Raw genomic sequence first — 16,303 nt, forward strand, 5'->3', positions numbered from 1 at the left:
ATAAAACTATAATAATCAATTATTTATAAGGAAACCTTTATGAATAATAAGCTTATAATAAATATTAGTATGGATAATGGCACTCATCATATAAAAGGGTGGCATATGGGGTATTAAGTAACCGCTGGAACCTTTGAATTTATGGGGTTTATGGCGGTTTTTTATGTGCCCGGTTTCCGTCTGTTTCCTATTTCTATATATTAATTAGAAGGTGAAAATTATGAAACTTGAAGAACACCATATAGCCCTAAAGAGGGCTTTTTTCTATGCCTATTAAAACATGGGAAGAAATTACCCACATCAATAAAACATAGGTAGAAAAATGAATAAATTACCCATATTTCATTGTAATGGAAAATATTTACCTATATAATGTACTTATTATACTAAGTAGGAGTGAGAAAAATGGATAATTCATTAAAAATGCTTCCGCCTAAAATTGAACTTGAAACGAAGATTGTATTGAAACAATTAGCAAGATCTCATAGAGCATTAGCTGAACTTAAAGGTTTTTCTGGTATGATACCAAATAAAAACATACTAATAAACGCTATTACAATAAATGAAGCTAAGGATAGTTCGGAAATAGAAAATATTATTACTACTCATGATGAGTTATTTAAAACAATGAGTAGAGAGAACTATGAATCTCCTGCAGCTAAAGAAGTTGTTAGTTATAGAAGTGCTATATGGAAAGGATATGAATTAGTAAAAGAGAATGGATTCTTATCTACTAATATAATTATAGAAATACAAAATGTTATCGAACCTAATAAAGGTGGAATTAGAAAGCTTACAGGAACAGTACTTAAAAATAAAAATACTGGAGAAGTTATTTATACACCACCAAGTGGAAAACAAGAAATTGTATCGCTATTGAGTAACCTTGAAGATTATATGAATAATGATTATGATAGTATTGATCCACTTATAAAGTTAGCTGCGATTCACTATCAATTTGAATCTATTCATCCTTTTTACGATGGTAATGGTAGAACTGGAAGAATTGTTAATATTTTGTACCTAGTTTTAAAGGATTTGATGGACAGTCCAATACTATATTTAAGTAAGTTTATTATTAGAAACAAGACTGCCTATTATTCACTATTACAAAAGGTAACTGTAGAAGGCAAATGGGAAGAGTGGATACTGTTTATACTTCAAGGGATAGAAGAAACAGCAGATGAAACATTGATGCTTGTAAAAGCTATGAATGGATTACTAGAAGATACATCTAAAGAAATGATGGAGAAGTTTCCTAATATGTATTCGAGAGAGTTAGTAGATTTGATTTTCTTTGAGTTTTATACGAAGATAGCTTATATAGAAGATGGGCTTGGTGTTTCAAGAAAGACAGCAGCTAAGTATTTATCTAATTTAGAAGAGGAAGGATTTCTTGTATCAGAAAAGATTGGAAGAGAGAGGATTTATCTTAATGAAAAGCTATTTAAAATAGTTAAAGAATCTGGCGAGAAAAAATAAACTGCAAAGCTATTGGGTACCCAATGTCATCAACTTAAGGATTTAAAAATTAAGAAGCTTTAAATTTCAATAATTCAAAGTTTCTTTTTACATGTATTACGGTGCCAGGCACTTAACTTATTGAGAGATCTAACTTTGAAAAGAAGGGTAATTATAACTACTTCATATCTTTTCACAGAAATGCATTTAAACCTGTTTAAGAAAACAAGGATATATAGTAGTGATTGTGAGAAATCAAAAGTTCTATAGCAATTAGCTTTAGGGCTTTTTCTATGCCTGAAACTGGAGGTATGAAGAAAGGTAATAGTTACGCTTCGATTATTTTCTAATTTGCAGTATAACATTTATTGTATTCTGGGAAATTATAGTATAAAATGAATATGATATAAATATTGTGATGTATATTTAGAAAGGGGATCTAAAAGTGGGGAAAAAGAAAAAAATAATAATTACCATTTTAGGACTAATTATTTTAATAGGGATTATTGGATGGAAGACAGGAATGAAAAATAAAAATTCTATTCAAGCTGTAGTTCAAACTACATCTATAAAAAAAGAAAATATAAAATCTCATATTAAGGGAACTGGAAAAATATTTTCTATGGACAAAAGAGATGTTGTATCTGACGTTGAAGAAAAAATTGAAAAGATGTTTGTTAAAAAAGGAGATAAAGTAGAAAAAGATCAGGTATTGATGAAATTAGAAGAAACTAATATTCAATATAAAATCAAAGATGCCAAGTTGAGACTTTCAATAGAAGAAGAAAATTTAAAGAAATTAGAAAAAGAAGGCAATACAGGACTGGAGATTAATTTATCTAATGCAAAAATAAGATATGAAGATGCAAGGGATACATATGAAAGAAATAAGGAATTATATGAAGAAAATGCAATTAGCAAGGTAAGTTTTGAAGAATCTGAAAATGATATGAATAAATTATACAATGACTATTTTTTAGCAGAAGAAAAACTAAAAAATTCTAATTATGAAAATGAAATTACTATTCAAAAACAAAGAGCACAATTAGCTAAATTAGAGGTAGAAAAACTACAAAGAGATTTAATGAAATATACTATAAGAAGTCCTATTACAGGAACTATTGTAGATACTAATATTTCAGAAAGTGGAATTATAGAATCTCATATAACTTTAATGTCTATTCAAGATATAGATCACTTAGAGGTTATAGTGGATATGAATGAATATGATGCAAGTAAAATAAATGTAGGAAACCATGTCAAGATTACAGGAGATTCATTTGAAAATAAAACATATGAAGGAAAGGTGAAATATGTAGGTTCGATTGCAAAACAAATGGATACAGCCCAAGGGAAAGAGAGTGTAGTAGAAATAAAAGTTGATATTGAGAATAATGATGAATTTTTAAAGCCAGGATTTTCTGCAAAACTAGATATTTTAACAGATCAGAAAGATAATGTTTTAACAGTTCCTTATGAGACCATATATACTCAAAAAAGTGGTGATGAAATTATCTTTACTGTAAAAGATGGAATTATAAAAGAACACAAAATAAGTACAGGTATAGAAAGTGATTTTTCACTTGAAGTTATAGGTGATATAGAAGAAGGAGAAGAAGTGATATTAAATCCAAATGAAGAAACAAAAGATGGAGATCAAGTTATGGTGGATAAGGTGATATAATATGATTAAAATAGAAAATTTGAAGAAGGTATATAAAACAGGAAGTATATGTGTAGAAGCTTTGAAAAATATTAATTTGCATATAGGTGAAAAAGAATTTGTATCTATCATGGGTCCTTCAGGTTCTGGAAAATCTACACTTATGAATATACTAGGATGCTTGGATAAGCCAACAGAAGGTATTTATGAATTAGATGGGGAAAGTGTCCAAGATATGAATGATAATCAGCTTGCTGTGGTTCGCAATAAGAAAATAGGTTTTATTTTTCAGTCCTTTAATTTGATTCCTCGTATAAGTGCTTTAAAAAATGTAGAACTTCCTATGATTTATGCTGGTATTTCATCTAATGAAAGAAAGAGAAGAGCTATAAAAGCGTTGGGGAAAGTGGGGTTACAAGAGAGAATGGATCATAATCCTAATGAGCTTTCAGGTGGGCAAAGACAAAGAGTTGCTATTGCTAGATCCTTAGTAAATAATCCTTCTGTAATTTTTGCAGATGAACCTACAGGAAATTTAGACACTAAATCAGGGAATGAAATAATGGGTATATTTCAGGAATTGAATAACGAGGGAGTAACTATTATAATGGTCACTCACGAACTAAATATAGCACAGCATACTAAAAGAATGATTTCATGTTGCGACGGAGAAATTATAGAGGATATACCCGTTAGAGAACAAACTATTATTTTTAAATAAGGGGAAATTATATGAATATACTGGAGAGTATACAAGTGTCAATAAGTGCTGTTTTGGCTAATAAAATGCGTTCACTTCTTACTATGTTAGGTATTATTATAGGGATATCATCAGTTATTACTGTAGTAGCACTAGGTGAAGGAAGTCAAAGGATGATAGATGAAGAATTTGAACAATTTGGTGCAGGGCGTGCCTATTTTTCAGTTAATTGGAGTGAAAATTATTCCATGAAAGACTTGTTCAGCCATGATGATATAGATGTATTGAAAGAAACTTTTTCAAATGATTTAGAAGCCATAGTACCTAGTATATCAGAGAGGGGGAAAATTAAATCTAAAAATAATAAAATAGATATAAGACTAGTTGGTGGGGATGAAAATTATATAAAAATAGAAAAAGTAAATATAATCAAAGGTAGATATTTAGTGGATGCAGATGTGAAAGGCAAAAGAGCTGTGGCTATTATAGATAAAGAAATGGCCTTAGACTTATTTGGTAGAACAAATGTATTAGGAGAAAGTATTAATATAGAAATTAGAGAAAGTAATATTTCATTAGTTATTATTGGTATTTATGAAAAACCAAAGAGTACTCTTCAAAATTTAGGAGGGGAATCCCTGGCTAATGTTTTTGTACCATTTACAACTTTAGAAAAATTGATGAACATGGGAGATTTAATTTGGAGTATGGATGTTAGTATTAGCAAAGAGGCAGATATAGACTCTGTTACAAATAAAGCGATTAACTTGATTGAGAGAAGGCATAGCAATGAAGGAGAAAATAAATATCGCTTTCAAACAGCAGAAGGAGAGTTAGAGTCTATAAATAAAATAACAGGAATTATAACATTAGTTATTGGAGCAATTGCAGCTATTTCTCTTTTAGTAGGAGGAATAGGAGTTATGAATATTATGTTTGTTTCTGTCACAGAGAGAACTCGTGAAATAGGAATAAGAAAAGCAATAGGAGCAAAGAGGAGAGATATTTTGCTACAATTTCTAATAGAATCTGTTATTGTATCAGGGATTGGAGGAGTAATTGGAACTGTTATAGGTGTGAGTTTAGCCTCTATTATATCAAGCTTTATTAAAATACCTCCTAGTGTATCTTTTAAAACTATTATTATTGCTTGGTTTTTTTCAGCTGGTGTAGGTGTATTTTTTGGTATTTATCCTGCTAATAAAGCTTCAAAATTGGACCCTATTGATGCTTTACGATATGAATAATGAATATATCACTCTCAAAAATAGCTATAATTACAACCGCCTTTATAGTATATGAAAAATTAGAATTCCGATACATATATTACAAAGGTATAGAGTACTCAATTCATTGACTTTGAGTACTCTATACCTTTATCATTTTTGCATCAGTAGACCATTAGGTTTTGGTAATTCATTTCCATTTATATGGTTAACTTTACAAAAATATTTAAAAAACCTCTCTGCACTCTCATGTTCTCCAGATTTCTTTTTCAAAGAAATAATATCCTTTAAAATTTGTGCCATCCATATATTGTCAAAATAACGTTGCCTTCCTGAATTCCATGTCATACTATTATGAGAATTTTTATTCATGTAGTAATTCCAAAAAAGCATCTTATCCGATTCTTGTTCTGAAAGACGAAGTTTGTATTCTGGATTAGCTAGAATATATCCATCATCACATGTCTGCCCATCAAAACCTTCAGCTGCCATAAATACACCTAAGATGCGTCTATCTCTTTCTGGCATATCAGGTTCTCTCCTAGTTAAAAGACATCCGCTTTTCCAATTTATTCGAGCTAGTCGTCTTGGCTGTCCTTTGCTTTTCCCATTTTCAACTTTTCCTATAAAAATTTTACCTTCTGTAAAAATTTTATCCTCTTCTTCTGTTTTACACCAGAATACAGATTGTTGTCTAGAATGGTTTTTATTACTTTGAATAGGTTTTTTATTCTTTGAGATGTTTTGAAGTTTCTGTTCTAAGTTTTTTTCTTTTTTTAGTCTTAATTCTTTTTTCTTTACTTCTTCTTTTTGAATTTGTATCTTTACTAAATTAGCCGCTTTTTGATCAACAAGAGTTATATATTTTCTGAATACATCAGGGAAAACGAATTTTTTGGAGCCTGATTTGAAATTTATTTTTACATAATTACCATTACAACTAGTAATGATTCCTTTACCAAAAGTCTTATGTATTACTTTTTTATCAACTAAATGCATTAATTTATACACCTCCATTTCACATATGTAATCTTTTGTTGACGTCATTTTATTGTATCTATATTTAACTTATTCTTATTAATATTATAACACTAAAAGTAAAATAGTTCAAATTTTGTATTGACACAATTGTGGCTTTTGTTATATAATATATTATTTATATAATTAAAAGATATATGTAATTTATCTAGTTTCTAAGTTGTTAAATTATATGGAAGGATTTACTCCTCATTATAATACACAGGAACCTTGTCCTATTTTTGACCTCCAGTCAAATTTGCAATTTTTTTCTTGGTTTCTTTATCTTTTATGACTATAACACTCCGTTGCTGCCCATTTATAGAGGAAGGAGCAAACTGAGTACTTTTAAGGATTTTGTCTAAATCTTCACTTTTTACATCTTTATCTTTATATTTTCTAATAGATACATGATTTGATACAACTTCATAAACTTTATTCATATTATTTTCCTTTCTATTTTTAATTATATATCTTTCAATTCATTTATACACATATTTAATGTAAACTAATCTTATTGTAGTACTATTTAGAATTTATTATATAAATAGAAAATTTTGTAAATTTATTTTTAGTATGAAGTAATGTCAAAATAAACCTTGAAATATATTTAAAATTGTATATAATTGTTGATAGAATAGATTTACAATTTAATACTACATTATGCTTAAGAGATGGAATCAGGTGTAAATCCTGAACAAACCGGTTACTGTGATGCGGAGTAAACTTCAAATGCCACTTAAAGGGAAGGCGGAGGGAACTATGAAGCTAAGTCAGAATACATACTTAAACATTTTAGTATAGTTATTTTCCTGGATATAGAATAACTACTATAGAGTCGTGCAATTTAAACATAAACTTTTAATTTACATAAGTAAATGACATCTATATTCCATGGAATATAGGTGTTTTTTAATGATTTTATTTAATAGAGGGGAATGCAAAGCATGCAAAAGAATCTAATGTCAAATTAGATTACTTTAGAGGAGGAGTTTGATGAAGAACAAGGGTAAAGCTATAAGTTTAGCAGTGTGTATTGGTATTTTAAATGCTCAAATGGCAGCACCTTATTATACCACTATAGCTAGTGCACAGGGAATTACAGAAGAAGTAGATACTAATTCAGAAAATGATTATTCTGAATTAGGGAACTCAGCAAGTGATGACCATGGGAAACAAGACAATGCAGATTCAGAATTAGACAAAGAAGGGACAAGCAAAGAAGGAAACGCTGAAACTGAATCTGACGATTTAAAAGACAATAATGATAATGAAGAAGGGCAATCAGTTGAGGAAGGAGAAGAGACAGAGGAACCAGAAGAAGACCCAGAAGAGGAACCAGAAGAAGACCCAGAAGAGGAACCAGAAGAAGACCCAGAAGAGGAACCAGAAGAAGACCCAGAAGAGGAACCAGAAGAAGAACCAGAAGAAGACCCAGAAGAGGAACCAGAAGAAGACCCAGAAGAGGAACCAGAAGAAGACCCAGAAGAGGAACCAGAAGAAGACCCAGAAGAAGAACCAGAAGAAGACCCAGAAGAAGAACCAGAAGAAGAACCAGAAGAGGAACCAGAAGAAGACCCAGAAGAGGAACCAGAAGAAGACCCAGAAGAAGACCCAGAAGAAGACCCAGAAGAGGAACCAGAAGAAGACCCAGAAGAGGAACCAGAAGAAGAACCAGAAGAGGAACCAGAAGAAGAACCAGAAGAAGACCCAGAAGAGGAACCAGAAGAGGAACCAGAAGAAGAACCAGAAGAGGAACCAGAAGAAGAACCAGAAGAGGAACCAGAAGAGGAACCAGAAGAAGAACCAGAAATACCTGAAGAATTGGATGAAATTTTATTGAAATTTGAATTATTAGATTCCGATTATAAAGGAGAATTACCTGAAAAGGTATCTAGAGAGAATCTAGAAGAAGTATTAAAAAAAATAGGTGAAAATCTGATAAAAGAAACAGATGAAGATATTTTCTTTTCAGTATTTGAAGGTTGGTATGAAGATGAAGCTTTGGAAACTAAGCTTGAAATAGATGAATTAGAAGAGATAGAAAATTTAATATTATATCCTAAATGGGAAGATGTTAAGGAGATAAAAGTTAAATTTCATAATTACTCTAAAATAGATATTTTTCTTCCTGATGATAGAGTAATATCCAAGGGAGAAACTATTGAAATAGAAGAATTAGATCAGAATATACAAGGTTTTACACTTAAAGATTCAGATAAACTCTGGGACTTTGAAGAAGATAAAATAGAAAATAATCTTGAAAGTCTTGAAGATATGAATATTTTAAATTTATTTGCTAAATTAAACTTAGACATAAATATAACAGAATCTTTATCTAAGGGCGGAGACTATAAATTAAAAGGAAAAATATCTTCTGGAGAAGAAGCTAAACTTTTGATAAATCCAGATCTTGGATTTATGGTTGAACAGGTTAAAGTTAAAGATTCAAAAGGAGACATAATAGCTGAAGGAAATAGTGTAGAAGTATTAGAATTCATAGTACCTGAGGAGTCTATGGAAATAGAAATTACATTTATGGAAAGGCCAGAATCTGTAGAAGAGTTAAATATTTCTATCCATGGAAATGGTGGTAAATTTGTAATTGAAGATAAAGAAGAAGAATTACATGAATTTAAAACAGACTATTATACTAATGTAGAAATATTAAATGAATTAGAAGAGTCTATATATAGAAATATAGATATAGATGAATCATTTAAAATTTATGATTTTAAAGGTTGGTTTTTAGACAAGGATGCCACTGAAAAGTTTGATCCAAATATTAAATTAACAGAAGATACGGAAATCTATGCTGGGTGGAAAGTTACTGAAACAGATGAGTTAAACATTAGATTTAATTCTAACCTCAAAGATGATGAAGGGATAGAACTTCCTAAGAATCAAACTTTCAAAGTAGATGCTATAGAATTAGAAGAACCAGAAGAGATAAAATATATAGATAAAGACTTTGATGAATATACTTCAAAAGGCTGGGCTTTAACAGACATAGAAGAAGAAAAAGATAAGCTTTGGAATTTTGAAACTGATAAAGTGGAAGATAATTTATATGCTTTAATAGGTAAAGATGGAAAAGCTTATTTAGATTTATATGCTAGATGGGATGTAATAGACTTATTTGAAACAGGAACTAAAGCAGAACCTTTTGAGATAAAGTCTGCAGATGCATTGGTAGCACTATCTAAGAAAGTTAACAAACAAAAAAGCTATGAAGATAAATATTTTTCAATAGTTGATAATATAGACTTATCTAATAATAAAGAATTTAAAGCAATAGGAAATAAAGATAATTTCTTTAGTGGAAATATTAAATCAGAAAAAGTTAAAGTGAAAGTACCAGAAACATCAGAAGAAGATAAAAAAGAGGAAGACAATTCATTTACTGAAGAAGATTTGGAAAATAAGGTGGAGGATTCAGAGGAAGTTTTAAATGAAGAAGAAAGTTTAGATAATGACTCCAAATTTGAAGAAGAGAAAGAGAAGGAAGAAGACGGAGAGGATGAATCAGAAAAGGAAATAGAGTCTAGTGATGATCATTATAAAATAGTGGGATTAGATATAAACACTAATGAAGATTATGTTGGATTATTTGGACATATAAAAAATGCTAAACTGGAAAATATAATAGTTGAGGGAAATGTGAAAGGGAAGAATTATGTAGGCGGTATAGTAGGTTCAGTAGGAGAAGATAGTAAACTTGACAATGTAATATCTAGAGTTAAAGTATTTGGTGAAGAAAATGTAGGTGGAATTATAGGTTCTACTGATGACAAAGTAAATATAAAAAATGCTAAAAACGAAGAAAATGTAAAAGGAAAGAAGAATGTAGCTGGAATAGTAGGATATTTAGGAGAAAATTCATCTGTAAAAAATTCTAGTAATATGGAAGAAGTATCCGGAGATGAAAATATAGGTGGTATAGTAGGTTCATCTGGAAACTCTGTAAATCTATATGATGTTAATAACAACTCCGATAAAATACTCGGAGATAAAAAAGTAGGCGGGATTGCAGGACATTTAGAAGAGGAGTCAGTAGTAGAGTATTCAAGAAATACGGCTAAAGTATTTGGAGATAGAAAAGTATCTGGTATAGTTGGATCAAGTACTAATGCTCTAACAATAAAAGATTCTTCCAATGCAGGAGATATATCTGGAGAAAAAGAGATAGGTGGAGTTTTAGGATATTCAGAATCATCTATAAAGGAAATAAAAGACTCATATAATACAGGTAATATTACAGGTACAGGAACACAAATTGGTGGAGTAATTGGCTTAATAGATTATAAAACAAATAAAAGAAGTAAAATATCAAAGGTCTATAATACGGGGGACATTGATGGTGGAGAATATACTGGAGGTATTTTAGGTGGTAAATATGGAGAGGTCACTGGTATAAATATTGAAAAAAGTTATAATGAAGGAAATGTATCTGGAGGTAGCAATGTAGGGGGACTAGTAGGATTCCTACCAAAGGCTTCTTATATAACAGATTCCTACAATATAGGGAAAATTACTGGTGGAAACAAAGTAGCTGGTATAGCAGGTGAAGTTTACTATAAAAATTCTCATATTGAAGTAAATTCAACTTATATTAGGGATTCTTATAATTATGGTTTAATAAAGGGAAGCAAAATCGGAGCAATTGTTGGAGATGGGTATACAGATAAGAACAAAAATAATTTCTATTTAGATTCAAGTGTATCTGATATAAATGATGATGTAGATAGCTTGAAATCTAAAAGTGAATCTGAGTTTAAATTAGGAGAAGTAGCTTACTTTTTAGATTTAAAAGCAAATAGGCTTAGGAAAGGTTTATGGAGTCAAGGTGATGAGTATCCCGTATTTTCAGATAAAGATAACAAAGCAGTCTATAAAGTAGATTTAGATATTAAAGGATTTAGTAATGGTGATGTTGTATTTGATAAGCAATACGTTAATGGGAAAGATAAAGTAGAAATCTATGCTAAAGCAAAAGATGGATATATTCTGAAATTTATAAATATCAAAGATAGTAAAAATAATGACTATGATATTATCATATCAGGAGATAATTATTCTTTTAATATGAAGGAACAAGATGTGAAAATATATGTAGAATTTATTGAACAGCCAATAGAAGCTGAGTATACTGTTGACTTTAAAGTAGGTGGACAAACCTACCATAGTGAAAAGGTTAAAGCTGGTAAGAGAGTTAATCTACCAGAAGAACCTGAAAAAGAAGGATTAAGCTTTATTGGATGGTATTTGGGAGAAGAAAAATATAATTTTACAAATGCAGTGTTACAAGATTTAGTTCTGGAAGCTAAATTTCAAGAAGCAGATCAAGTTGAAGTTAGATTTGATACTAATATTCCAGAAACTCAAGAAGGAACAAAAGAGATTGAAACTGTAAAGATTAAAAAAGGAAATACTATTGCAAAACCAGTTGATCCAATAAGAGAAAGTACAAATAGAATGTTAATATATGAATTCAAAGGCTGGTTTACAGAAAAAACAGATGGAGAGGAATGGAAATTTTCTGATGCTGTAGAAAATAATATGACTTTATATGCTCAATGGGGAGAAAAATTTGAAATACCTGATGAATTTGTATTTGAAACAGCTGAGGAGCTTAAAGCTTTGGCAGATAGTGTAAATGCTAACGATACCCATGAGGGAAAAACTTTTTATTTAGGAAACGACATTGATTTAAATGAATTAGAAGAACCATGGGAAGCCATAGGTTACCATAAACATAAGCAGATAGATGTACCTGGTGGAAATGGTAGTAAAAAGGTAGAGAATGGTAGTATAGTATTTGATGGTACCCTTGATGGAAAAGGATATAAATTGACTTTACAATCAGAACAGTTATATCCCTTTATAGGTGCAATTGGTAAAAATAGTGAAATTACAAATTTAAAGATTTATGGGAAAATGGCAGCAAAACCTGAAAGAAGAAGTTTTGGAGGTTTGGCAGGATATAGTTATGGTGATATCAATAATGTAGATGTGGAACTAGATCAAGAAGATAGGAATGCTGTATCTTACGGTCAATTATCAGGAGGTTTAGTAGGTGGAAACTATGGAGATATAGATAATGTCACTGTTAAGGCCTATATGAAAGTTAAGGCTGGAAGTCATGTTGGATTGGGAGGTTTGGCAGGAGTAGCACAACCTGGAAAGGTAGAAAATATAACTATTAAATCCGGAAGCTATTTTGAATTTTCCTCTGTTGGCTCTCCGATTGCTTGTGTAGGAGGAGCCATAGGTAATGTTTTTGGAAGGGTAAGTAATGGAGATTACTTTAAAAATATTACTGTTGAGAAAGGTGTTACAATAAAAGGAGATGCACATATAGTTGGTGGAATAATAGGAAATTCAAAAGGACGAATTATGGATTGTTATAATGGAGCAGATATATATATTACTGCGCCTGGAGTTGGTGGTATAGTAGGTTTTGATTATGATGGAGAATCTACAATTATAGAAAGATGTGTCAATGAAGGAGACATATATGGAGAGTCAGGAGAGGGTGGCTGGAATTGGGTTAAAGGTGTTGGAGGAATATCTGGTGGAGCTGATGGCTGGGGTATGGGTTATGTAGAGGAAATAATAGATAGTTATTCTTTAGGAAAAGTTGTAGCAACAGATAATGGTACAGCTCATGGAATAGCTCCAGATGCTGCTCTTGTAAAAAACACTTATTTTTATGGAGACTTAGTAGGGAGTAAAAAATATGGTATAACATCTTCAGAATATGGAGATGTGGAAAACTCTTATTATGGCTCAGATGATGAAGAAGTAACAGATCCTAATGAAAATTCAGAGATGAATTCTACTAAAGTAGGAGCTCCTATAAATTATACTGGAACTAAAAAGGTAAGTAGGGAGCAATTTGAAAATGGTGAAGTTGCATATTATTTAAATAATAATAAAGGAGTGCAAAGAGAAAAGCCTCTTTGGGGTGTTGACCCACATACAAAATTGCCACATTTTGGACAAAATTATTATGTGAAGATAGAAGTAAGTGATTTTGATGAAGAAAAAGGAAGTGTAAATCTTGTTGATGAGAGAAATGGAGAAAAAGTAGAGTTAAAATCAGGAGAAAGTACTTTTGTTAAAAAGGATAAAGATTATAAAGTAGATATAAAAATAAATGTTAAAGAAATTGATGAGGATGGAAAAGAATTAGGATATGATTTTGATCAAATAGAAATAATTTTAGGCAGTGGGGATAATGAAGAGGTAATTACTTTAGATGATGGAAAAACAATAACAGTTAACAAAGATGGAAAAACTGAAGTTGAGCAAGAACAAGATCTTTCCCACATAGACAAAGAAGAGAAACCAGAAGAACCAGAAGAGCCACAAGAACCAGAGGAACCAGAAGAACCAAGTGATGGAGAAGGTGAAGAACCAGGTGATGGAGAAGGTTCAGGCGGTGGCTCAGGAAGTGGCTCAGGTGACGGTTCAGGCTCAGGCCACGGAAAAGGCAAAGGAAATGGAACGGGCAAAGGAGAAGGCTCAGGTAAAGGAAGTGGAACTGGCATAGAAACTGGTGAATCTCAAGGTGATGATGCTGTTGAAGATATAATCAATGAAGATGATGAATCCGGAAATATCTCCAATAATGAATTAGAAGACAATGAAGTAGATGCGACAGAAAAGAAAGAAGAAGATGTTAAAGAAGAACAATTAGTAGCAACTAATATTGAAGATGTAGAAGAAGAGGATATACAAGATATAGTAGCAGCTGATATAGAAGAAGAAACAGAAGAAACTGAAAAAGAAGATACACAAGAAGAAGAAACAGATGAAGAAATAGAAGACATAGATGCTTCATTAAAAGAGCCTGAGGAAACTGAAGAAGAAACAGATGAAGTTGAAGAGGAACAAAAGATTTCATTTATAGAAAAAGTTACTGAAAAGGTAAAAGAAAATCCTATATTGGCAGCAATTGTTGCAGTAGCATTTATAGGTATAAATATACTAATTGCTTCTATTAGATTTATAGGAAAAAAAAGAAAAGATACAAATGAATAGGAATATTCAAGGCTATAAGCTAAGTTAAATGTTATTTGGTTTTCTAGTCTATTAAAAGAGATGATATTGAGAGATATTGTCTCTTTTTTTGTAGATGAAAAGTTTGAAAAAGATTTAATTGTAGCACTTGGTAATGTTTGATGAGTTTTTTATATTTATGAAAATAAACCTTGAAATATATTTAAAATTGTATATAATTGTTGATAGAATAGATTTACAATTTAATACTACATTATGCTTAAGAGATGGAATCAGGTGTAAATCCTGAACAAACCGGTTACTGTGATGCGGAGTAAACTTCAAATGCCACTTAAAGGGAAGGCGGAGGGAACTATGAAGCTAAGTCAGAATACATACTTAAACATTTTAGTATAGTTATTTTCCTGGATATAGAATAACTACTATAGAGTCGTTCAATTTCAACACAAACATTTAATTTACATAAGTAAATGACATCTATATTCCATGGAATATAGATGTTTTTTTGTGATTTTATTTAATAGAGGAGGAATTCGATGAAAAGGTTTAGAGGAGTAAGCATTTTATTATTAGTTGTTCTATTATTAATAACTGGAATGAACACTGAGTCTTTTGCTGTTGTTAGCGATGAAAGACTTAATGAGGTGGTGGAAAACACTGCTCAGTTTATGTACAAAGAGGTATCTAGTCCCCAAGTGGGCTCTATTGGTGGAGAATGGGCTGTTTTAGGATTAGCAAGATCTGGATACGAAATACCTAATGAGTATTATCATAAGTATTATTCCACAGTCGAGGATTATGTCAAATCATTAGATGGAGATTTACATGATAAGAAGTACACGGAATATTCCAGATTGATAGTGGCTTTGACTTCTATAGGTAAAGATCCTAGCAATGTAGATGGATATAATCTTCTTAAACCATTAGGAGATTATGATAAAACTATTTGGCAAGGATTAAATGGTCCTATCTGGGCATTGATAGCTTTAGATTCTGGAGATTATCCTATACCTGAAAATCCTGAAGCAGAGACTCAAGCGACTAGAGATATGTATATTAATAGAATTTTAGAGTGTCAATTATCAGATGGTGGATGGTCTTTGTTTGGTGGTACTGCATCAGCCAGCGTTAATGAAAAGTCTGATCCTGATATAACTGGAATGGCTTTGCAGGCTTTGGCAAAATATCAGGATATACCTGAAGTAAAGAAAGCTACTGAAGAAGCTCTTGAATGTATGTCTAAACAACAAGGGGAAGAGGGAGGATATTTTAGTTGGGGTTCTGAAAACTCTGAAAGTTGCGTACAAATTATAGTTGCCCTTGCTGAATTGGGAATTCATTTAGAAGATGAAAGATTTGTTAAAAATGGAAATACCCTTTTAGATAATTTACTTACTTATTATAGAGAGGGAAATGGTTTTTTACACACACATAATGGAACAGGCTCTAATCAAATGGCTAGTGAACAAGGGTTCTATGGTGTAGTGGCTGCTCAAAGGGCTAGAGATGGAAGAAACAGCCTATATCGTATGAGTGATGTCAAAGACATAGGAGAAGCTCCAATTAAGAAAACCATTAAGGGTTTAGAAAATAAGCACGAAGACATAAATATAATGCCTATAGCAAAACCAGGGACTACCTTTGAAGATATAACAGGCGTAAATGCTCATAAACATCAAGTTGCAATTGAATCTTTAGCTTCAAGACTTATTATAAATGGTAAGACTGAAGATAAATTTGAACCTAATGCGAATATGACTAGGGCAGAATTTGCCACTATAGTAGTTAGAGCTTTAGGTATTGAATCAAAAGGTGAAGATATATTTAAAGATGTAAATAGTTCGAATTGGTTTTATGATTATGTAGCTACTGCTAATAGATATGGTATAGTAAATGGTATTTCTAAAGATGAATTTAGACCGAATGCTACTATTAATAAGCAAGAGGCTGCAGCTATGTTGGCTCGTGCTGCAAAGTTGGCAGGTATGTATGTTCAGATGAATAAGGGCAGTACTAGAGATGTTTTGGCTCAGTTTGAAGATTATGTAACAGTAGATAGTTGGGCTATGCCATCTTTAGCATTTTGCTATAATGAAAATATTTTAGATGATTCTAGTATGTCTATAGAACCTAAAAAGATTATCAATCGTGGAGAAATTTCACAAATGATATTCAATATGCTAGGAAAGGCTGATTTACTATAGAATAAGG

The 16,303-nt window shown here is 31.2% G+C and carries 8 protein-coding genes and 2 riboswitches; of the genes, 6 read left to right on the plus strand and 2 right to left on the minus strand.

The features are described 5' to 3' along the window. Positions 1 to 405 precede the first annotated feature (405 nt). From AC4PG3_RS01605 to AC4PG3_RS01620, 4 genes are all read left to right on the plus strand, one after another. A complete protein-coding gene (locus tag AC4PG3_RS01605) occupies positions 406 to 1,482 on the plus strand; it encodes a Fic family protein (RefSeq protein WP_492197337.1) in 1,077 nt (358 codons plus the stop codon). Positions 1,483 to 1,906: 424 nt separating this feature from the next. Further along, on the plus strand, positions 1,907 to 3,145 hold the full coding sequence (locus AC4PG3_RS01610; RefSeq protein ID WP_492197338.1) for an efflux RND transporter periplasmic adaptor subunit: 1,239 nt from the start codon (positions 1,907 to 1,909) through the stop codon (positions 3,143 to 3,145). A 1-nt stretch (position 3,146) separates the two neighbouring features. Beyond that, on the plus strand, positions 3,147 to 3,845 hold the full coding sequence (locus AC4PG3_RS01615; RefSeq protein WP_492197339.1) for an ABC transporter ATP-binding protein: 699 nt from the start codon (positions 3,147 to 3,149) through the stop codon (positions 3,843 to 3,845). Between the two features lie 11 nt (positions 3,846 to 3,856). Further along, on the plus strand, positions 3,857 to 5,071 hold the full coding sequence (locus tag AC4PG3_RS01620; RefSeq protein WP_492197340.1) for an ABC transporter permease: 1,215 nt from the start codon (positions 3,857 to 3,859) through the stop codon (positions 5,069 to 5,071). 132 nt (positions 5,072 to 5,203) lie between these two features. Here the strand turns inward: AC4PG3_RS01620 and AC4PG3_RS01625 are convergent, their stop codons facing one another. Both AC4PG3_RS01625 and AC4PG3_RS01630 read right to left on the minus strand, forming a co-directional pair. Next, on the minus strand, positions 5,204 to 6,049 hold the full coding sequence (locus AC4PG3_RS01625; RefSeq protein ID WP_492197341.1) for a hypothetical protein: 846 nt from the start codon (positions 6,047 to 6,049) through the stop codon (positions 5,204 to 5,206). Between the two features lie 254 nt (positions 6,050 to 6,303). Next, positions 6,304 to 6,510, minus strand: a complete 207-nt coding sequence (locus tag AC4PG3_RS01630) for a nitroreductase family protein (RefSeq protein ID WP_492197342.1) — start codon at positions 6,508 to 6,510, stop codon at positions 6,304 to 6,306. A 185-nt stretch (positions 6,511 to 6,695) separates the two neighbouring features. Further along, positions 6,696 to 6,871: riboswitch (cobalamin riboswitch) on the plus strand. Between the two features lie 192 nt (positions 6,872 to 7,063). Here AC4PG3_RS01630 and AC4PG3_RS01635 point away from each other — a divergent pair. Both AC4PG3_RS01635 and AC4PG3_RS01640 read left to right on the plus strand, forming a co-directional pair. After that, positions 7,064 to 14,113, plus strand: a complete 7,050-nt coding sequence (locus AC4PG3_RS01635; RefSeq protein WP_492197343.1) for an InlB B-repeat-containing protein — start codon at positions 7,064 to 7,066, stop codon at positions 14,111 to 14,113. A gap of 199 nt (positions 14,114 to 14,312) precedes the next feature. Then, positions 14,313 to 14,488, plus strand: a riboswitch (cobalamin riboswitch). A 140-nt stretch (positions 14,489 to 14,628) separates the two neighbouring features. Further along, entirely contained in the window at positions 14,629 to 16,296 is a 1,668-nt protein-coding gene (locus AC4PG3_RS01640) for an S-layer homology domain-containing protein (protein WP_492197344.1), read from the plus strand. The last annotated feature ends 7 nt before the right edge of the window (positions 16,297 to 16,303 follow it).

The sequence above is a fragment of the Tissierella sp. QWL-11 genome, assembly GCF_058683765.1.

Bases quoted from the DNA above. Each gene is read 5' to 3' on its own strand.
- AC4PG3_RS01615 (WP_492197339.1), top strand. From the start codon at position 3,147: ATGATTAAAATAGAAAATTTGAAGAAGGTATATAAAACAGGAAGTATA.
- AC4PG3_RS01635 (WP_492197343.1), top strand. From the start codon at position 7,064: ATGAAGAACAAGGGTAAAGCTATAAGTTTAGCAGTGTGTATTGGTATT.
- AC4PG3_RS01625 (WP_492197341.1), bottom strand. From the start codon at position 6,049: ATGCATTTAGTTGATAAAAAAGTAATACATAAGACTTTTGGTAAAGGA.
- AC4PG3_RS01620 (WP_492197340.1), top strand. From the start codon at position 3,857: ATGAATATACTGGAGAGTATACAAGTGTCAATAAGTGCTGTTTTGGCT.
- AC4PG3_RS01605 (WP_492197337.1), top strand. From the start codon at position 406: ATGGATAATTCATTAAAAATGCTTCCGCCTAAAATTGAACTTGAAACG.
- AC4PG3_RS01640 (WP_492197344.1), top strand. From the start codon at position 14,629: ATGAAAAGGTTTAGAGGAGTAAGCATTTTATTATTAGTTGTTCTATTA.
- AC4PG3_RS01630 (WP_492197342.1), bottom strand. From the start codon at position 6,510: ATGAATAAAGTTTATGAAGTTGTATCAAATCATGTATCTATTAGAAAA.